Origin of the sequence: Streptococcus sanguinis SK1 = NCTC 7863 (genome assembly GCF_000194945.1) — a bacterium.
Classification (GTDB): Bacteria; Bacillota; Bacilli; order Lactobacillales; family Streptococcaceae; genus Streptococcus; species Streptococcus sanguinis.
This window is the reverse complement of the sequence record NZ_GL878511.1, coordinates 99,893-118,752: the sequence shown is the minus strand read 5'-3', so window position 1 is coordinate 118,752 and position 18,860 is coordinate 99,893. Positions and strand designations below refer to the sequence as shown.

The following is an 18,860-nucleotide window of genomic DNA, read 5'->3' as shown; positions in this document are numbered from 1 at the left end:
AAATGCCCATTTTAGTCATGTGCTTGTGCCCAGACTTGGGTCAGGTAAAAGACAAAGCTGGCAGCCAGATTGGCCGTATGGTTGTCTATATCGTGAGGTGGAGAGACTTCGACGATGTCAAAGCCGATTAGCTTGCCTGACGCGGCGATGTGCTGGAAGACCAGAACAGCTAGATTGGGATCCACACCGAGAGACTGAATGGCACTAACACCAGGAGCGGCGCCAGCTGCAAAGCAGTCAATGTCAATGGTTAAATAGACCTGCTCCTTGCCAGCCAGAAAAGTATCAACCGCTTTACAGACTTCCTTGTAACCCATTTGGTAAATATCCATTCCAGTCAGAAACTGGATAGCCTTGGATTTTGCCACAAAGTCAAAGAGAAAGAGATTGTTATTATGCTCCTGAATTCCTAGGATAAGGTAGTTAAAGGCCTGCTTCTGAGCTAGAGTGTCATCAAACATCTGGCGAAAACCGGTACCAGAGTTGGGACCAGTCTGGTCATAGGGACGCAAATCAAAGTGGGCATCCATATTGATAACGGCCAAGTCTTGGTCAGGAGCTAGTGACGACTTAAGTCCCAGATAGTGGCCGTAGGCTGTTTCGTGGCCACCCCCTAGGACAATAGGTCGGAGATTGAGCTCTCGCAGGCGTTTGACTGCTCGAGCCAAGCTTTGTTGCAACTGCTCTAGAGAGCGGTTAGGGCCGTCAATATCGCCAACATCAAAGATGCGAACGTTTCTGCCCAGATGCCAAGGAAGTTTGGCCAGCTGAGTTCGGATAGCTTGTGGCCCTTCGACAGCCCCTACTCGGCCGTGGTTGATATAAACCCCTTTGTCACTCTTGAAGCCAATCAAGGCAAAGTTGACGCCGTCAAAGGGTCTTAAGTTAGGGTCATTTAAGTCCAAAAACTCAATAACCATACCCCATTTGGCAGCATATAAATCATCATCTAGTCTCTTATGATAGTAGCTGTTATCTAGCTGATAGTAATCTTCTAACATGATTTTGTCCTTTTCCATAACGATACTTGCGACTTTATTATAAGAGTTTCCGCCAAGCCTGTCAATGACTTTTGGCGGGAAAAGTACTCTAACGGATAGTGAATGTTTTATAAGAAAGATAGAATAATAGCGAGAATCAGAATAGTCCATGTAGCATAACGTATCTTAGCATTGGACAGGTAGCTTTCAATAATCTTTGGTCTCTTTGAAAAGAAATAGGTAATATAGGCTGCAATTGAAAGGAAATAAGCATACGGGGTCAATTCAGGGTTAAGGATTAAGGTGTCTATAACTGTTGCAACAAGAGCGATTAAAGCTGTAAGCATACACCAAGCAGGTAAAAGAGAGTTTTCTTTGCGATTGCGAATGTGGATAATCAACTGGACTAGAAAACCCACTAAGTAAATGATAAGAATAAAAATACAAAGATAAAATCCAGGAAGAAGGAAATCTGTTGTTTCCTTAATTTCTTTTCTTGTCCAAATGCTTATCAGAATGTTTAGCAAATCAAAGAAGAAGGCTTTTACCATAAGATAAAAAAGGTGGGCCATTATCGGTAGAGTGATGCACGCAATCGGATGCATAATTGCAAAATAGTCTACTTTAAACGCTTTTTTCATTATTGCTTATCTCCTTAATTAAAGTCATTCAAGCTTCTAAGATTTTCTCTTTAGCATTGTCATGTCAATTCGGCTTCCAAACAATCTGTCTGGTCACCCATCTAGCCTCTTCTATGATGTGGAAGCGCTTAGTGAGGTCTCTAGTTTGGAAACTAAAATGCCGGATTGGCGAGTACCAAAGATCTTGCTCAGTGCAGGCATCTTTATACTATTAAAAAACATCATCAAATCACATCAGCATCGCCTTTCTGCAGGCCATTGCTGTTAGCAGTTAGTTTGATCTTGAGTATTAAGTTTTTCTTAATGCCACTTGCGACTTTATTATAAGAGTTTCCACCAAGCCTGTCAATGACTTTTGGCGGGAAAAGAAGCCCAGCTGCATGAGAGCGGGCTTCTTATGTTAGTTTTTTACAGAGCCACCAGCTTTAGAACTGAATGCTCAAGTCCACAGCCTTTTCAACGGCTGCTAGGAATTTTTCGTTTTCAATCAGCTCAGAAGCCTTGTTGAGTTCCTCATAGATTTCGATATCCTTGTCAAACTCGATAAAGCGGACATGCTGACGGAAGAGGTCGTAGGCCGGCTTGGTTCCTTTACCAAGTTCATGGTTTTCTGGTTTCAGATCCAGAGCTTGGCAGGCTGCCATGATTTCTGTTGCCACGATGCGGCGAGAATTCTTGAGAATTTCAGCTGCCTTGCGTGCTGCGGTTGTTCCCATGCTGACAAAGTCTTCTTGGTTTTCACAAGATGGGATAGAGTCTACGCTGGCTGGATGAGATAGAACCTTGTTTTCAGAAGCGAGCGAAGCACAAGCATACTGGGTAATCATAAAGCCAGAGTTGAGGCCAGGGTGTTTGACCAAGAAGGATGGGAGCTTGCTCAGTTGGCTGTTGACCAGACGTTCTACACGACGCTCGGATACATTACCGATTTCAGAAATAGCGATGCCGAGAAAATCGAATGGCTGAGCCATTGGTTCACCGTGGAAGTTACCGCCTGAGATAACATGGCCTTCCTTGGTGATGATAGGGTTGTCTGTAACAGAGTTGATTTCAATCTCAACCTTGGTCTTGACATAAGCGATAGAGTCCTTGCTGGCACCATGAATCTGCGGAATACAACGCAGGGTATATGGGTCTTGGACCCGCTGTTGAGTGGCTACGGTTGTGTTGCCACTGCCTTCTAGAAGGTTGCGGATATTGCGGGCTGTAGCCAGCTGTCCGCTTTGAGGTCGAATGGTATGCAAGTCTTCTTCGAAAGGACTGGTAATACCATTGTGGACTTCCATGGAAAGAGCGCCAGCGACATCTGACAGTTTAAGCAGCTGGATGGCATCGTAGGTAGCCAGAGCTCCGATACCTGTCAGGACAGTCGTTCCGTTAATCAGCGCCAGCCCTTCCTTGGCTGCTAGAGCAATTTTCTCGATACCAGCCTTGGCCAAAGCTTCTTGTCCAGAGAGCAATTGGCCTTGATAGTAAGCACGGCCCAGTCCTAGCATAGGCAGAACCATGTGAGCCAGTGGTGCCAAGTCACCAGAAGCTCCCAAAGAGCCTTTTTCTGGAATGTAAGGGACAACGCCTTTATTGAGCAATTCCAGGAGCTTTTCGACAGTAGAGAGACGAATACCAGAATAACCTTTGACCAAGGAATTAATCCGGATTAGCATAATCGCACGGACTGCATCTTCAGGCAGGGGATCACCGTAGCCTGAGGAGTGCGTCCGAATTAGGTTTTCTTGCAGTTGAGTCGTATCTTCTGGTGAGATGCTGACATTGCAGAGAGAGCCGAATCCGGTTGTAACACCGTATACGACCCGCTTTTCGCGGACGATGTCATCTACGATTTTGCGGGAAGCTTCTACAGCTTTCTTAGCTTCTTGGTCGATTTCGCAAATGGCTCCATGACGAGCTACTGCGATGACGTCTTCTAAAGTAAGGTGTTCGCCATCCAAATTGATTACATGTGTCATAAGATTCATTCTCCTTCTTGTTCAAGAACTTTATTTTTACAAATCAGTACTATATAGATAAAGTATACTGCACTGGCGATAAGGACACCGATGAGGCCGTAGACATAGTTCATTGGGTTTTCACCCCAAATCATGACGAGGCTGACTAGAACCGCCAAAATTGGAATTACTGGACCAAATGGAACGCGGAAAACTACTTTCTTGTCTGGATATTTCTTTCTTAATACTAGTACAGCTAGAGCAGTTGGGATGTATTGGAAGAAGCGGAAGACCACGCTGAGAGCTGCTAATTCTTCAAATTTACCAGAGAAGAGCAGGACGATGGCCAGGATTCCTGAAATAATAATGGCAACTATAGGGGCATTTTTAGAGTTGGTTTCTGCAATTTTCTTAGGAAGCAGACCTTCATTTGCGATAGCTGCACCATAACGTGGAACCATGATAGATTCCCCGATGTTAAGTCCAGCAATAGAAATCAGCGCTCCGATAGAAACAATCCATGCTCCAACAGGGCCAATCATCTCTACAAAGGCGTCTTGTACAGAGGCATCTGTTTGCAGGATACGGCTGCCTAACATGGCGATAGTTCCTGCGATAATCAGCATATAGAGAACAGAGACAATACTGATAGAGCCCAAAATAGCTCGAGGTACATTCTTTTCTGGATTGCGCATTTCACCAGCGACGATAGACATGGTTTCAAATCCGATAAATCCGTAGAAGATATAAATGGCTGTACTAGAGATAGCTTTCATGATATCTACGCCAGGTTCTAGCTGAAGAAACGGAGTGAAGTTTCCTTTGTCAATTCCTCCTTTGATGAAGAAAATCGCACATAGACTGAAAGCGACAATTGGGATGAGCTTGGCTACGGTTGCGGTCAAGGTGAACATTTTGGAAGTCTTAAGACCTGATATATTCATTAGACTGAGCAAAATAATCAGGCTCACACTGAGCAGAAGTTCATAGGGGGCAAAGGATTTAAAAGTAATGACAAAAAGTCTCGCAAATCCTGCTGCCATAGCAGACCAAGCGATGATGGTAACTGCCCAGCCTAGGAAGCCAACATTAAATCCGACAAAGTCTCCAAAGGCTGCTTTGGAGTATTGGAAGGCTCCGCCGTTTTTATTAAAATAACCAGCAGTTTCTGCCAAGCAGACGGCTAGGAGAATAACGAGAAGGGCAGTTCCAAGCATGACAGCTAGAGAGGCAGGACCAAGTCCTTTATAAATCTTTTGCGGTAGGAGGAAAATCCCTGATCCGATAACGGCATTGATACCGTAGAGGGTTGCACCGGAAAAGCTGAATTTCGCTTTTTCCTGTTCTTGTTCTTGTGCAGTGAGTTTAGTTGCATCCATAATAATGTTTCTCCTTTAGAGATATGGGATCCTTTCCAAGTAAAGATAGAATGGTGACAAGACATCATGGTATCTTTACTTAGTAGGGATGTGGGTCAAACCAGCCCATATAGCAAGGTAAGCGCCCTTTGGCTGGTTACTCGAAAACATTATATGCAGCTCAGTTTCCTGAGTCTCTTTTTCCACTATCAGAAGCTGTTCTGCCTTTAGGTTAAGCGATGGCAGGTTTGTTCCCGTTACCGTCAGATCCTCTAAGGCATAGATAAATTGAATTTCTTCATCTCGTCTAAGCTCTTGCCCATTCGAGATGGCAATCATCTGTCCCTGATAATGGTCGCTGTAGATTAAGTTAAAGTCGGTACAAGTCCCACGACTTGTGATAGAATCACTCCCTTCAAAGACATAGGGAGTAAAGGGAGCTAGAACCGTTTCCTCCTGCCGGCTGGCATTGTGGAGATGAAGTGTGTGGTCCAGGCTCATGAGAATGCGGTGAAAGCCGCTGAGGTCAGAAAACTGACTTTCAGCCAACTCCACAGTTGCTGTCGAGAGTCGATAGTCAAAGTTCCGCTTGCCATAGTGGCCAGTTGGCGGGGAAAGATAAAGTTGTTTTGTCTTTCCCCCCGACCAATCGGAAACTTGAAAATCGTTTGCTCTTAGAAGGGTTACATTTGTCATTTTTGGTATTTATTAGAACAAACCGCTGATATTGCCGTCTTTGTCAACATCAATCTTTTCGCTGGCTGGTACTTTAGGCAGCCCTGGCATGGTCATGATTGCACCAGTCAGAGCAACGATAAAGCCTGCACCAGCAGAAACTTTGAGCTGGCTGATAGTCACAACAAAGTCTTTAGGTGCGCCCAGTTTCTTAGCATCATCTGAGAAGGAGTACTGAGTCTTAGCCATACAGATAGGATAGTTGGAGAAGCCCAGCTCTTCCAGTTGTTTGAGCTCACGTTTAGCAGCAGGAGTCAGGCGAACGCCCTTGCCTCCATAGACCTTAGTAACAATTTTGTTCAGCTTGGTTTCAATAGAGTCCTCTTCATTATATACAAATTGGAAGTGATTGTCTCCTTCGGCCAGTTCAACGACTTTTTCAGCCAATTCTTTACCGCCAGCTCCGCCATTTGCCCAGACATCAGAAATCACGACGTCAACGCCGCGTTTTTGGCAGGCGTCATAAACTGCTTGCAATTCTGCTTCGGTATCCAGCGGGAATTTATTAATGGCAACGACTGCTGGCAATCCATAAACATCTTGAATGTTTTCCAGATGTTTTTCCAAGTTTGGCAGACCATCTACAACGGATTGGACATTTTCTTCAGCCAGGTCGCTCTTAGCCACACCACCGTGCATCTTGAGAGCGCGGATGGTAGCAACCAGAACTACAGCTGATGGACGAAGACCAGATGCACGACACTTGATATCAATGAATTTTTCAGCACCAAGGTCAGCACCGAAACCAGCTTCTGTGACTGCATAGTCGGCATATTTGAGAGCCAGTTTGGTAGCTAGGACACTGTTACAGCCATGGGCAATGTTGGCAAAAGGTCCACCGTGAATCAAGGCTGGCGTATGTTCCAGAGTTTGAACCAAGTTTGGATGGATAGCGTCTTTGAGCACAGCGGCCATAGCGCCACCAGCTTTCAAGTCCTTGGCAGTTATTGGCTTACCTTCAAAGCTGTAACCAATGATGATTTTTTCCAAACGGTTCTTGAGGTCAGTGATATTTTCTGACAGACAGAGAATAGCCATAACCTCAGAAGCAACTGTAATGTCAAAACCATCTTCACGAGGAACACCGTTGACTTTACCTTGCAAGCCGTCTACGATATGGCGCAGTTGCCGGTCATTCATATCCACTGCCCGCTTCCAAGTGATGCGGCGAGAGTCAATGCCTAAGGCATTTCCATGATGGATGTGGTTATCAATGAGGGCTGCCAATAGGTTGTTGGCAACACCGATGGCATGAAAGTCACCAGTGAAGTGGAGGTTGATGTCTTCCATGGGCACCACCTGAGCGTGCCCACCGCCAGCAGCTCCGCCCTTGATACCAAAGACAGGTCCGAGTGAAGGTTCCCGCAGAGCGATAACGGCTTTTTTACCGATAGCAGCCAGAGCATCGACCAATCCGACAGAAGTCGTGGTCTTGCCTTCTCCGGCTGGTGTCGGAGAAATAGCTGTCACGAGAATCAGTTTGCCGTCTGGCTTGTCTTTTAAGGCTTCCAGTTGGCCGGCACTGATTTTTGCCTTGTAATTTCCATAAAGAGACAGGGCGTCTTCAGCAATTCCTAGCTTTTCTGCCACCTCTTTGATGGGCTTCATTTGAACCGAATTCGCAATTTCAATATCTGATAAAACCATATTGTTACCTCTTGAGAAGAGGAAGTCCATTCATAGGAATGAGCGGACTTATCTTCCATTTATCTATTAGACAACTTTCAAAATTTCTTGATAAATTTCATCTGCTAGAGCGCAGCCTTTTTGTAGGAGATCTTCACCCTTGCTGCGGTAGTCTGCGACAAATGCTTCATCCTTGACACCTGACAGGTTGATGAGGACATTGAGCCAAGCTCCTTGCAGACCAGCCTTAAGGTTGAGAGCTGCGACTCCCAGGTCGCTGGCAGCATTGGTATTGGACTTGCCAACAGCTTTTTGAGTTGTTTGCAGGGCAGCCAAGATGTCTTCCATCATGCCATAAGGCGACTTGGTCGCTTCCTTGAGGGCTTGCTGCATAGCTTCCCGACGGGCAGCCTTGTCTTCCTCTGTTTCCTTAGGCATATCAAAGACGGCGGAGACTAGATTGAAGGCTTCAGTGTCCTTGTCAATAGCTGCGAGCAAGCTTTCTTGCAAGCGTGCACTTTCTGCGTGCACTTGAGCAATCTCTGCTTCAAATTCTGCGTATTTTTTCTTGCCAAGGGTCAATTCACAGACCATCTTAGTCAGGGAAATACCGTTCGCTGCGGAAAGAGCAGCGGCAGAGCCGCCTCCTGGTGCAGGAGCATCTGAGCCTAGGACTTGGGCAAATTCTGTCAAGCTTAAATCTACTAATTTCATAGGTTTCTATCCTCCTAGCCCAGCAAATGGTTTTCCAGAACTTGCTTGCCGTAGTCAAAGTCTTCGATTTGCAGATAGTATTCTGCTGCGTCAATCAAAGCCTTAGCTGGAGCCAAACCGATGACTTCTGAGCCGAGGATTCCAACTCCGTAGCGCTTAGCTTCAAAGCGAACAGTTTCAAAGACACGATAGAGTGGGAATTTTTCCAGATTGACCATGTTGATAGAAACCTGAGCAATGTTGCGGTCTTCCAGCATAACACCGATCGCTTTACAGTATTTGTAGCCACCGCTTGAACCACGGATGATTTTGGCAATGTTGTTGGCAATTTCCAGATTGTCTGTATCCAAGTTGATATTGTAGGCGATGAGCGGCATTCTAGCTCCGACAGCAGTGACACCAGCAGTTGGGTGAATCTTTCTTTCACCATAGTCTGGAGCCCAGTCAGGTTCCAAGAGTTTTTCAGGCATGCCTTCAAACTGTCCTTTACGAACCTTAGCCAAGTTCTTACGTTCTGGACGAGTCGCTGCATCTTCATAGAGGAAGATAGGGATACCGAGCTCACGGTTGATCCGCTCAGATACTGTCTTCGCAATTTCTACGCATTCCTCACTTGTGATGTCCTTGATAGGTACAAAAGGCAGGACATCAGTTGCGCCCATACGAGGGTGTTCACCCTGGTGCTTTGTCAAGTCAATATTTTCAGAAGCGTATTTGACCAAACGGAAGGCAACTTCCTGAATGTTTTGGTCATCACCGACCAAGGTAAAGACGCTGCGGTTGTGGCTGGCATCAGAAGAGTGGTCCAGAAGTGTTACACCTGGCACGCTCTTGGCTACTTCCACTAGACCGTCAATGACCGCTTGGTTGCGGCCTTCAGAAAAGTTAGGAATACATTCAACAATTTTTGCCATAAGATATTACCTCGTGTTATATGTTATTAAAATTACAGAGTGAATAAAGTGGAACTTCCAGCTGAGCTAGATGTGAGACCTAGCTCAGTTCAGAAGTCGGGGGACAAGTTTTTTCTATTCGAACAATTTCTTGACAGATTCTTTGACCAAATCTTCGTCAGTTAAGTATGGAATGGTGATGTGGTCTGTTCCTTGGTGGAGGCGGTTGTACTCAATAGCAGTCTCAATAGCATGCTCATTGCGAGCCCAGTTACGACGAGCGACTCCGCCGATCGTATCCCAAGCGATAGCAGATTTGATGATTTCATCAATGCGTTCGCTACCGTCCAGTACCAAGCCAAAGCCACCGTTGATTGCTTTACCGATACCAGTTCCGCCACCGTTGTGGAGAGCTACCAGACTCATACCGCGAGCTGCATTACCAGCGTAACATTGCACAGCCATGTCGCAGGTGACATTAGAACCGTCCTTGATATTAGAAGTTTCACGGAATGGAGAGTCAGTACCAGATACGTCGTGGTGGTCACGACCAATCATGACAGGACCAATCTTGCCTTCGCGTACTAATTCATTGAACTTGAGGGCGATATTGACACGACCCATACAGTCTTGGTAGAGAATCCGAGCTTGAGTTCCAACAACCAGCTGGTTCTTTTCTGCATCGCGGATCCAGTTGTAGTTGTCGCGGTCTTGGTAGCGGCGGTTAGGGTCGATCACTTCCATAGCTGCATGGTCAGTAGCGACCAGGTCTTCGTGCTTACCGCTCAGACATACCCAACGGAAAGGACCATAACCATAGTCAAAGAGCATTGGGCCCATGATATCTTCTACATAGGATGGCCAGATGAAGCCGTCTTTGTCGTCAAAGCCGTTCTTAGAAATTTCCTTAATACCAGAGTCATAGACGGCCTTCATAAAGGCATTACCATAGTCAAAGAAGTAGGTACCATTGCTAGTCAGGGTCTTGATTGCCTTGAAGTGACGTTCCAAGGTTTGGTCAACCAACTTAGCAAATGTTTCCTTGTCTTCAGCCAGAAGGCGAGTCCGCTCTTCAAAGCTGATACCAGCTGGACAGTAGCCACCGTCATAGACATTGTGGCAAGAAGTTTGGTCAGACAGCAGATCTACATGGATATTGTTCTCGTTGACATATTCTAAGAGATCTACGATGTTACCATGATAGGCAATAGAAGTTGATTCGCCAGCTTCCAGAGCTTTTTGAGCCAAGTTGATAGCTTCTTTCGGACTTTCAGCCAATTGGCTAATCCAGCCTTGGGAGTGGCGAGTTTCAATCCGAGATTGGTCTACTTCAGCTACGATTGCCACAGCTTTAGCAATTTCGGCTGCTTTCCCTTGAGCTCCACTCATACCACCTAGACCAGAAGAGATGAAGAGTTTGCCAGTCAGGTCGCCATCATCAGCTACACCCAGTTTCAAGCGCCCAGCATTGAGGAGGGTGTTGAAAGTGCCATGGACGATACCTTGAGGGCCGATGTACATCCAGCCGCCAGCTGTCATTTGACCATAGTTGGTCACACCCATTTCTTCTGCAATTTCCCAGTCCTTCATATTGTCGTATTCACCGACCAAGAGGCCGTTGGTGATGATAACACGAGGTGCTTCTGGTTTGGACTTGAAGAGTCCGAGCGGATGGCCAGATTCCACGACCAAGGTTTGATGGTCGGTCATGATTTCCAAGTATTTCTTGATTAGGTTGTACTGCATCCAGTTAGCACAGACAGATCCAGTTTCCCCATAAGTAACCAATTCATAAGGATAAAGGGCGATTTCAAAGCTCAGGTTGTTGTCAATCATGACCTGCATAGCTTTGGCTGCAGTACAGTTCCCTTTGTACTCGTCAATTGGTTTGCCGTAGATGCGTTCTTTTGGACGCCAGCGGTAGCCATAAATCCGTCCGCGAGTCTTCAGTTCTTCTAAGAATTCTGGAATTACTTCCTCATGGAATCTCTTTGGAATATAGCGAAGGGCATTTTTAAGAGCAATTTCGGTTTGAGCTTGAGTCAAACGGAAGCCCCGGTCAGGTGCTCGACGGATGCCTTCTTGGAAAACTGTTTTTTCAGGCAGTACATCGTCTAATTTGATGGTCATTGCTGCTGCAATTTCATTTTCGCTAAAGTATGACATGAAAAATCCTCCTTTTAGTCAAGTGTAAAATATCTTTCTCCTACATTCTATAAGACTCCCGTCCATAAAGAGTCAAGAAAATGACAAAAACAGTAAAAAAAGTGGGGCTCCTATCTTTTACAAGCTTTTGACTATAATTTGACGATAGTGTATTATGATGAAAAGCAAATATGTCGGAAAATGAAATGGAGGAACAAGCATGACTGCTGATTTACTATTAACTCACTTTAATCAAGTCTTCTGTCCCAAGGATCTCGGGCATCCCCTTTTTGGTGAGGAGATGAAGGAAGCTCAGGTCTTGGAAGACGGCTACATTGCAGTCAAAGACGGCAAAATCCTAGCAGTTGGCAGCGGAGAGCCGGATGCCAGTCTGGTTGGACCGGATACTAAGATCCAGTCTTATGAAGGCAAGATTGCCACCCCTGGCTTGATCGACTGTCACACTCACTTGGTCTACGGTGGCAGTCGGGAGCATGAATTTGCTAAGAAATTAGCAGGTGTCCCTTATCTTGAAATTCTTGCCCAAGGCGGCGGTATTCTCAGTACAGTTCGCGCGACGCGAGAAGCTTCTTTTGACACTCTCTATGATAAGTCTAAGAGACTGCTGGACTATATGCTGCTACATGGGGTGACGACTGTTGAGGCCAAGAGTGGCTATGGTTTGGACTGGGAAACAGAGAAGCGCCAGCTGGATGTCGTTGGGGCTTTGGACCGTGACCACGATATTGATTTGGTTTCGACCTTTATGGCTGCCCACGCCGTTCCACCAGAATACAAGGGACGCTCTCAGGAATATCTGGAGCTCATCGTCGAGGAAATGCTACCTCGGGTAAAAGCAGAAAATCTAGCTGAGTTTTGTGATATTTTCTGTGAAAAGGGCGTCTTTACAGCTGACGAGTCACGCTACTTGCTTTCTAAGGCTAAGGAAATGGGCTTCAAGCTCCGTATCCATGCTGATGAAATCGAATCTATCGGTGGAGTAGATGTAGCAGCTGAGCTAGGAGCAACTAGTGCAGAGCACTTGATGGTAGCGACCGATGAGGGCATTCGCAAGATGGCAGAAGCCAAAGTTATCGGCAATCTCCTGCCAGCGACTACCTTCAGTCTGATGGAAGATACCTATGCACCAGCCCGTAAGATGCTGGAAGCTGGTATGGCCATCACCCTGACCACCGACAGCAATCCAGGCTCCTGTCCAACAGCTAACCTGCAGTTTGTTATGCAGCTGGGCTGCTTTATGATGCGTCTGACGCCAGTAGAAGTTCTGAACGCTGTAACCATCAATGCAGCCTACTCAGTTAACCGCCAAGATAAGATTGGTAGCTTTGACACTGGCAAGCAGGCTGACATTACCATCCTAGACGCTAAGAATATTGATTATCCACTTTATTTCTTTGCGACTAACCTGATCCATCAGGTTTACAAGGCTGGAAAACTGGTCGTCGATCAAGGTAGAATTGTCTAGCCTCTCTAAAAACGAATCGTATTTTTCGGACTCTCTCTGGTGACAGAGAGAGTTTTCCTTATATCAAAACTTTCCCTTGCTATTCTGCTCGAAGTCTGCTATAATAGTTATTTGTGAGCAAACCTCACTTACCCCTTGCAAAGTCTCGGGGTCATTAGACCAAAAGGAGGAAAAATCAATGGCTAAATACGAAATTCTTTATATTATTCGTCCAAACATTGAAGAAGAAGCTAAAAACGCTTTGGTAGCACGCTTTGATTCTATCTTGACTGACAATGGTGCAACTGTTGTTGAATCAAAAGACTGGGAAAAACGTCGTCTTGCATACGAAATCCAAGATTTCCGTGAAGGACTTTACCACATCGTTAACGTTGAAGCAAACGACGACGCAGCTCTTAAAGAGTTTGACCGTCTTTCAAAAATCAACGCTGACATTCTTCGTCACATGATCGTCAAACTTGACGCTTAAGAAGGTAGACTATGATTAATAACGTTGTACTGGTGGGTCGCATGACCCGTGATGCCGAGCTTCGCTATACACCGCAGAACCAAGCGGTCGCAACATTTACTCTGGCTGTCAATCGCAACTTTAAAAATCAAAGTGGCGAGCGAGAAGCAGACTTTATCAATGTTGTCATCTGGCGTCAGCAGGCAGAAAATCTTGCAAATTGGGCCAAAAAAGGAGCCCTGATCGGAATTACAGGCCGTATTCAAACGCGTAACTACGAGAATCAGCAAGGCCAGCGTGTCTATGTCACAGAAGTTGTTGCGGACAATTTCCAACTCTTGGAAAGCCGCTCTAATCGTGAAGGTCAGTCATCTGGCGGATACGGTGGGAACAGCTTCGGCGGCAGCTCTGCTCCAAGTTATGGCAGTGCAGACTCGTCTAACCAAGTACCGAACTTTTCTCGTGATGAGAGCCCATTTGGCAATTCTAACCCAATGGATATCTCAGACGACGATCTACCTTTCTAAGGATCGAATCTAACTATAATATAAAGGAGAAAACACATGGCTCAACAACGTCGTGGCGGATTCAAACGCCGTAAAAAAGTTGATTACATCGCAGCGAACAAAATTGAATATGTTGATTACAAAGATACTGAGCTTCTTAGCCGTTTCGTTTCAGAACGTGGGAAAATCCTTCCTCGTCGCGTAACAGGAACTTCAGCTAAAAACCAACGTAAAGTAACAACAGCTATCAAACGCGCTCGCGTAATGGCTTTGATGCCTTTCGTAAATGAAGACTAATTAGATTAACAGCAGGCTCTGGCTTGCTGTTTTTTTATTTTATAATTGACAAAATGTCAGTGAAGTGCTATACTGACCACAAGGAGGCAGAAACCATGCGTGATGTCAAGGAAGTAGAGGTGCGGCGGGCAGAGATTATGTCTGGAGCCTTGCAGCTCTTTGCCCAAAAAGGCTATCTAAAGACTAGAACTCAAGACATTATTGATAAGCTTGGAATTTCTCGAGGCCTGCTTTACTATCATTTTAAGGATAAGGAAGACATTCTCTATTGTCTGATTGAAAAGAACTCTGAACCCTTGCTGAGAAAGCTCGAAAAAATCAGCTATCAGCCAAATATCGGAGCCAAGGAAAAAATCAGAGCCTTTATTGAGGCAACCCTTATCCCAGAGGAAAGCAGAACACAGGAAAATCAAGTCTTGCAGGAAACAGTCAATTTAGAAACAAATCGCTATGTTTTAGATCGCTTTTATCATAGACTCTGTGAGCGGATGATTGTTTTCTTCACTCATATCTTGGAGGAAGGACAGAAATCTGGAGATTTTCATTTAAAATATCCACACGAGATGGCTTCTTTTCTCATGACTGCCTACGTCTTTGTGTCAAATGATATTAAGATGAGTCAGGAAGAACCAGAGACTTTGCAGGATTATCTCACCAGCTTCCAGGCAATCCTAGAAAGAAGCTTAGGAATAGAAGAATCTATTTTTTAGAATAATCGGCAGTTTTCTGCCTTTTATTTAGAGAGCATACTGACAAAATGTCAGTTTTAATTTTCAATCTTTTAATCCTGATATTTAAAAAATTTTACACTAACACTGACAAGATGTCAGTTTAAATAAAAGGAGAAATTCATGTTAAAAATAGAACATTTAACAAAAGTATATAGCAACGGTAAAAAAGCAGTGGATGATCTTAGTCTGATGGTGGAGCCTGGGGATATTTATGGCTTCATTGGCGCCAACGGAGCAGGTAAGACATCCACCATTAAGTCCATTGTAGGGATTCATGATTTTGATAAAGGAGAGATTTATATCTGTGGGCACTCTATCAGGAAGGAGCCCTTGCTTTGTAAGAAAAGGATGGCGTTTCTGCCGGATAACCCAGACCTTTATAAAAATCTGACAGCAAGGCAGTTTTTGGATTTTGTAGCAGACATTTATAGGGTTTCTATGGAAAAGAGGCAAGCAGCTATAGAAAAGTATTCTAAAATGTTTGAGCTGGATACGTCTTTGGATCAGTTGATATCAGCTTATTCGCATGGGATGAAGCAGCGATTGGCACTAATAGCTGCCCTCCTGCATGAGCCAGAACTATTGATTTTAGATGAACCTTTTGTCGGTTTAGATCCGAAAGGTGCTTATTATTTTAAGCAGATTATGAGAGACCTAGCCAGTCAAGGGCATGCGATTTTCTTTTCTACCCATGTTTTAGAGGTTGCGGAAGAACTCTGCAATAAGGTAGCAATTCTGCAAAAGGGACGTTTGGTGGCTAATGGAAGGACCTCTGAAGTTAAGGGGGCATCCAGTTTGGAAGAAGTATTTATGGAGTTACAGGAAGATGACTAATATTCTTTTGCTTTTAAAAGTACAATTATACAGCACATTTTCGCTTAATGATTTAAGGAAAGGGGGATTTGGCAGGTATTTTAAGCTTGGCCTGCTCTTCATTCTTCTTTTGCTATTTTCAGGCTATAACCTTTTGACGGCTTTGAGTTTAGTCAAGTTGGGGCAGGCAAATTTGATACCAGCCTATATGATTGCCTTGGTTAGTTTTATTATTTTCTTTTTTAGTCTAATGCAGTCAAATGGTATCTTGTTTGACCAAGAGGAACTTGACAGGCTCATCGTATTGCCGCTCAGTATTAGAGAGATTGTCTATGAGAAATCTGCTTTTCTTTATCTTTTGAACAGTGTGTTTGCTGTCCTTCTCATGCTGCCAGCAGGCCTCGTTTGGTTTGGATATGGTGCGTCCTTGTTGGAGTTGCTTCTTTATCTGCTTTTAATGGGATTTGTTCCTCTTTTACCTCTCTGTTTAGCCTCTTTACTTGGCTTGTGCGTTGCCTACATAGCCTCAAAGGCCCCTCATAAGAATCTAGTTGCCTTCCTTTTTTCTCTTCTCTTGCTTTTGGGGCTGGCAACAGGCAGTATGTGGGCTATGAGGGCAGGAATGTCAGCAGAAAATGTTGGTCTCTTGCTTACCAAGCAACTGACTTCTCTCTATCCTCCGGCAAGCTTGTTTTTTAACCCTCAGCATTTTTTGTGGGCTAGCCTTTTGTTGATGCTTATATCGTTTGCGCTGACAGGACTTTTTCTAAGGTATTTAAGTAGAAATTATTTAAAAATGAATCAGATGATAACAGGAGTGAAGTCAGAAAGCAAAGTCTATAGAAGCTGGCAGAAGTCTCCCTTTATGGCTCTTTATAGGAGAGAATTTGCGAATTTTGTGAGTTCCTATCTTTATATGCTCAATAGTGGGCTGGGAACTATTTTAATCATCGTTTTAGCCATCTCACTTTGTTTTATGAGTCCTGATGTCCTCTTTTCTTCGATAGGACTCAGCGATAGCCGAGAATTTTTACCCCTATTACTGGCTGGCTGTCTCAGTATTTCCAATCCTGCAGCTGTCAGTATTTCCTTAGAGGGTGAAGAGATTTGGCTGCTTCAGACGCTCCCGGTTTCTATGAGGCAGATAATGATGGCAAAGCTGGCCTTGACGGTGTCTTTACATTTCGTGGCCTTGCTGCTGGGCTTGCCTGTTCTGGTTTGGCGTTTCTCGCTAGGAGGATTGCAAGTAGTGGACTTGGTCCTTATTTCACTGCCTTATTCTCTATTTACAGCTCTTCAGGGACTTGTGGTCAATTTTCATTATCCTAAGTTCATCTGGGACAATGAAATGATTGTTATTAAGCAAAGTTTTTCGGCTATCTTGTCTGGAGGAATTGGCATCTTGGTTCTTGTGTTCCCTCTTTGCTTTTCCTTACTATTTGGTATGGACTTGGAGATGTCGCTGCGAATCTCAGCTCTTGGACTTTTGCTTTTGGCTGTCGTCCTTTATAGGCATTTAATAAAACAAGGATATTTTAAGGAGGTCCATGGCTAATGAAAAAGAAAGATTTATTCGTTTTGTTTTTCTTAGCAGTAATCATATTTCTGATTATCTGCCTGCTGCCAGAGCAGGTCCCCATTCATTTTAACAGGGTAGGAAAGGCGGACATTGTTGTCAATCGCTTTTGGTTGATTCTTGGTTTGCCCATTCCCTACTCTCTTTATTGGAAATATTTCCGAAGCAAATCAAAAAGAGGTCATTGACCTCTTTTTGTGTGATATTAATATCTCGTCGGTCCCATAGTCGCACTCTTGATGTTGAAGCGTTTTTTGAGATAGAAACGCAGGGCTAGGGTAATAGCGCCGACAATAGCAACTACGACATTGGACAGGCGGGGATTGAGGAATTCAGGCAGGAGGCTGGTCAATACGATGGACATGCTCCAGAGGAGAATAGCTGCTGCCATGGTAAGGATGGACTTGAGCAGTTTAGGGCGCTGGCTACGGTCCTTATCTGGTCCGTAGAAACGGTAGATAAAGTGGTAGAGAGCATAGAAAGAAAGGCCACCGACGATGCTTCCAAGTACGAGAGTCGTCAGTCCATAGACAGATGGCTGAGAGGAAGCCAGATTGACGATAGAGGTCAGGAGGGTAAAGAAACCAAAGATAAAGAGGACAGAGTCCAGCATCATCCATTTAGGATCGTCATTTTCCTTTGGATGCTCGGCATCATAGCGCTCTTTTGCAGTCAGAGATGCTGCCCAAGTAGTTGGGGCTCCGTAGAGGCCGCGGGCAGTGATTCCCTTGGTTTGATTTTCCAAAATTTCCGGCAGAATGCCTTCTAAGATAGTCTGGATTTCCTGATCGGATTTGCCGTCTTGTAGGAGTTGGTTAGTCGCGATATGGATAAATTCTTTGTTTTTTTTGCTGAGTTTGTCGAGGGATACTTGTGACATAGGCGTTCTTTCTAAAGGTTAAAATAGTTTTTTGTGCATGAGATAGGCCATGACCGAAGCACTCATGGCAAAGGCGATGAACATGATAATCCAGAAGGCATGAGGTTCACCGTTGAGAGGCAGTTCGTTATTTTTGAAGTTCATCCCATAGGCCGAGAAAATCATGGTCGGGATAGACATGACGATAGTCACCAGAGCCAAGGCTTTCATGATATTGTTCTGGTTATTAGAAATGATAGAGGCAAAGGTCTCAGTCATACTGTGGAGGATGTTGCCGTAGATATCAGCCATCTCAATGGCCTGCTGGGTCTCAATCAAGGTGTCTTCCAGCAAGTCCTCGTCTTCCAGGTATTTCTTGATATTGCTGGTGGAGCTTGTCAGCTTCTTAATCACACGCTCATTTGTCTTAAGAGAGGCTTTGAAATAGACGATGGTCTTTTCCAACTCCATGAGCTCAATCAGTTCTTCATTTCGCGTGGACTTGTGCAGCTGGCTCTCAATCTGCTCACTCTTACGGTCAATGGAGCGCAGGGCTGTCAGATATAATTCGGCATTGTGGTAGAGAATCTGAAAGATAAAACGTGACTTCATAAAAGTATAGAAGTTGCGCAGGCGCCGGTGAATGAAGATGTCCAGCAGAGGTAATTTTTCCAAACAAGTGGTGATAATCGCCTCTTCCGTGATGATAATACCAAGGGGGATCGTGACATAGTAAGTCTGGTTATTCCGCTCCTCTGTGATGGGCACGTCAACAATGATCAGCGTGTACTCATCCTCTATAGTAACCCGAGACATTTCTTCCGCATCGAGTGGCGCTCGCAGGTCAGTGATGTCAATGCCAAAGACGTTGGCAATTTCGATTGATTCGCTCTGGGAAGGATTGACAAGATTGATCCAAGAGCCTGATTCGAGCGCATCAATCTCTTTGAATTCTGTCGTAGTTGATAAAAAGACTTGCTTCATGATCTTTTTCCTTTCCAGAGTGTTTTTTGCATACCGTACTATTATACTACAAATTCGGGCTTTTGGGGCAAAAGTTTGCAGAAAAATTTGTTATAATGGAGAAGGTTTATAAGTGAAACGAG

At 44.7% G+C, this 18,860-nt stretch carries 20 protein-coding genes; 9 read left to right on the top strand and 11 right to left on the bottom strand.

Going from position 1 to position 18,860, the window contains the following annotated elements:
- Nucleotides 1-11: 11 nt before the first annotated feature.
- Together hutG and HMPREF9378_RS01310 are read right to left on the bottom strand one after the other, a co-directional pair.
- Nucleotides 12-1,001 (bottom strand): formimidoylglutamase, encoded by a 990-nt coding sequence (gene hutG / locus HMPREF9378_RS01305; RefSeq protein WP_301331363.1) that lies wholly within the window; start codon nucleotides 999-1,001, stop codon nucleotides 12-14.
- A gap of 107 nt (nucleotides 1,002-1,108) precedes the next feature.
- Nucleotides 1,109-1,621 (bottom strand): hypothetical protein, encoded by a 513-nt coding sequence (locus HMPREF9378_RS01310; protein WP_002914341.1) that lies wholly within the window; start codon nucleotides 1,619-1,621, stop codon nucleotides 1,109-1,111.
- A gap of 61 nt (nucleotides 1,622-1,682) precedes the next feature.
- On the opposite strand from HMPREF9378_RS01310, the gene HMPREF9378_RS11585 reads away from it, so the two are divergent.
- Nucleotides 1,683-1,889: a hypothetical protein gene (locus tag HMPREF9378_RS11585; RefSeq protein ID WP_136952192.1), complete on the top strand. Its 207-nt coding sequence runs from the start codon at nucleotides 1,683-1,685 to the stop codon at nucleotides 1,887-1,889.
- A 157-nt stretch (nucleotides 1,890-2,046) separates the two neighbouring features.
- Here HMPREF9378_RS11585 and hutH read toward each other — a convergent pair whose 3' ends face one another.
- The 7 genes from hutH to HMPREF9378_RS01345 form a co-directional block, all read right to left on the bottom strand.
- Nucleotides 2,047-3,588, bottom strand: a complete 1,542-nt coding sequence (gene hutH / locus HMPREF9378_RS01315; RefSeq protein WP_032911396.1) for a histidine ammonia-lyase — start codon at nucleotides 3,586-3,588, stop codon at nucleotides 2,047-2,049.
- 5 nt (nucleotides 3,589-3,593) lie between these two features.
- Nucleotides 3,594-4,946, bottom strand: coding sequence for an APC family permease (locus tag HMPREF9378_RS01320; RefSeq protein ID WP_002898305.1), 1,353 nt, complete (start codon nucleotides 4,944-4,946; stop codon nucleotides 3,594-3,596).
- Between the two features lie 75 nt (nucleotides 4,947-5,021).
- Nucleotides 5,022-5,621 (bottom strand): HutD/Ves family protein, encoded by a 600-nt coding sequence (locus tag HMPREF9378_RS01325; RefSeq protein WP_002914338.1) that lies wholly within the window; start codon nucleotides 5,619-5,621, stop codon nucleotides 5,022-5,024.
- Nucleotides 5,622-5,633: 12 nt separating this feature from the next.
- Nucleotides 5,634-7,307 (bottom strand): formate--tetrahydrofolate ligase, encoded by a 1,674-nt coding sequence (locus tag HMPREF9378_RS01330; protein ID WP_032911368.1) that lies wholly within the window; start codon nucleotides 7,305-7,307, stop codon nucleotides 5,634-5,636.
- Nucleotides 7,308-7,373: 66 nt separating this feature from the next.
- Entirely contained in the window at nucleotides 7,374-8,000 is a 627-nt protein-coding gene (locus HMPREF9378_RS01335) for a cyclodeaminase/cyclohydrolase family protein (protein WP_002914334.1), read from the bottom strand.
- 14 nt (nucleotides 8,001-8,014) lie between these two features.
- Nucleotides 8,015-8,914, bottom strand: coding sequence for a glutamate formimidoyltransferase (gene ftcD, locus HMPREF9378_RS01340; protein WP_002903832.1), 900 nt, complete (start codon nucleotides 8,912-8,914; stop codon nucleotides 8,015-8,017).
- Nucleotides 8,915-9,028: 114 nt separating this feature from the next.
- Nucleotides 9,029-11,059 (bottom strand): urocanate hydratase, encoded by a 2,031-nt coding sequence (locus tag HMPREF9378_RS01345; RefSeq protein ID WP_002914331.1) that lies wholly within the window; start codon nucleotides 11,057-11,059, stop codon nucleotides 9,029-9,031.
- A 199-nt stretch (nucleotides 11,060-11,258) separates the two neighbouring features.
- Here HMPREF9378_RS01345 and hutI point away from each other — a divergent pair, with 199 nt between their 5' ends.
- From hutI to HMPREF9378_RS01385, 8 genes are all read left to right on the top strand, one after another.
- Nucleotides 11,259-12,524 carry an imidazolonepropionase gene (gene hutI / locus HMPREF9378_RS01350; protein ID WP_002914329.1) on the top strand — a complete coding sequence of 422 codons (1,266 nt, stop codon included), beginning with the start codon at nucleotides 11,259-11,261 and terminating at the stop codon, nucleotides 12,522-12,524.
- Between the two features lie 178 nt (nucleotides 12,525-12,702).
- Nucleotides 12,703-12,993: a 30S ribosomal protein S6 gene (gene rpsF, locus HMPREF9378_RS01355; protein ID WP_002896497.1), complete on the top strand. Its 291-nt coding sequence runs from the start codon at nucleotides 12,703-12,705 to the stop codon at nucleotides 12,991-12,993.
- Between the two features lie 11 nt (nucleotides 12,994-13,004).
- On the top strand, nucleotides 13,005-13,499 hold the full coding sequence (locus HMPREF9378_RS01360; protein ID WP_002896496.1) for a single-stranded DNA-binding protein: 495 nt from the start codon (nucleotides 13,005-13,007) through the stop codon (nucleotides 13,497-13,499).
- Nucleotides 13,500-13,535: 36 nt separating this feature from the next.
- The gene (gene rpsR, locus HMPREF9378_RS01365) at nucleotides 13,536-13,775 is read left to right on the top strand and encodes a 30S ribosomal protein S18 (RefSeq protein ID WP_000068664.1); all 240 of its coding nucleotides are present in this window, start codon (nucleotides 13,536-13,538) and stop codon (nucleotides 13,773-13,775) included.
- A gap of 53 nt (nucleotides 13,776-13,828) precedes the next feature.
- Nucleotides 13,829-14,485, top strand: a complete 657-nt coding sequence (locus tag HMPREF9378_RS01370) for a TetR/AcrR family transcriptional regulator (protein WP_002914326.1) — start codon at nucleotides 13,829-13,831, stop codon at nucleotides 14,483-14,485.
- Nucleotides 14,486-14,626: 141 nt separating this feature from the next.
- A complete protein-coding gene (locus HMPREF9378_RS01375; protein ID WP_002914324.1) occupies nucleotides 14,627-15,340 on the top strand; it encodes an ABC transporter ATP-binding protein in 714 nt (237 codons plus the stop codon).
- Nucleotides 15,267-16,874, top strand: coding sequence for a hypothetical protein (locus tag HMPREF9378_RS01380; RefSeq protein ID WP_002914322.1), 1,608 nt, complete (start codon nucleotides 15,267-15,269; stop codon nucleotides 16,872-16,874). Before HMPREF9378_RS01375 ends, HMPREF9378_RS01380 begins: the two co-directional genes overlap by 74 nt.
- On the top strand, nucleotides 16,874-17,083 hold the full coding sequence (locus tag HMPREF9378_RS01385) for a DUF1648 domain-containing protein (protein ID WP_002901380.1): 210 nt from the start codon (nucleotides 16,874-16,876) through the stop codon (nucleotides 17,081-17,083). Before HMPREF9378_RS01380 ends, HMPREF9378_RS01385 begins: the two co-directional genes overlap by 1 nt.
- A 17-nt stretch (nucleotides 17,084-17,100) precedes the next feature.
- Here HMPREF9378_RS01385 and HMPREF9378_RS01390 read toward each other — a convergent pair whose 3' ends face one another.
- Together HMPREF9378_RS01390 and HMPREF9378_RS01395 are read right to left on the bottom strand one after the other, a co-directional pair.
- Nucleotides 17,101-17,775, bottom strand: coding sequence for a DUF1129 domain-containing protein (locus tag HMPREF9378_RS01390; RefSeq protein ID WP_002901378.1), 675 nt, complete (start codon nucleotides 17,773-17,775; stop codon nucleotides 17,101-17,103).
- A gap of 18 nt (nucleotides 17,776-17,793) precedes the next feature.
- Complete coding sequence (locus HMPREF9378_RS01395; protein WP_002901377.1) at nucleotides 17,794-18,738, bottom strand: magnesium transporter CorA family protein; 945 nt, start codon at nucleotides 18,736-18,738, stop codon at nucleotides 17,794-17,796.
- Nucleotides 18,739-18,860 lie beyond the last annotated feature (122 nt).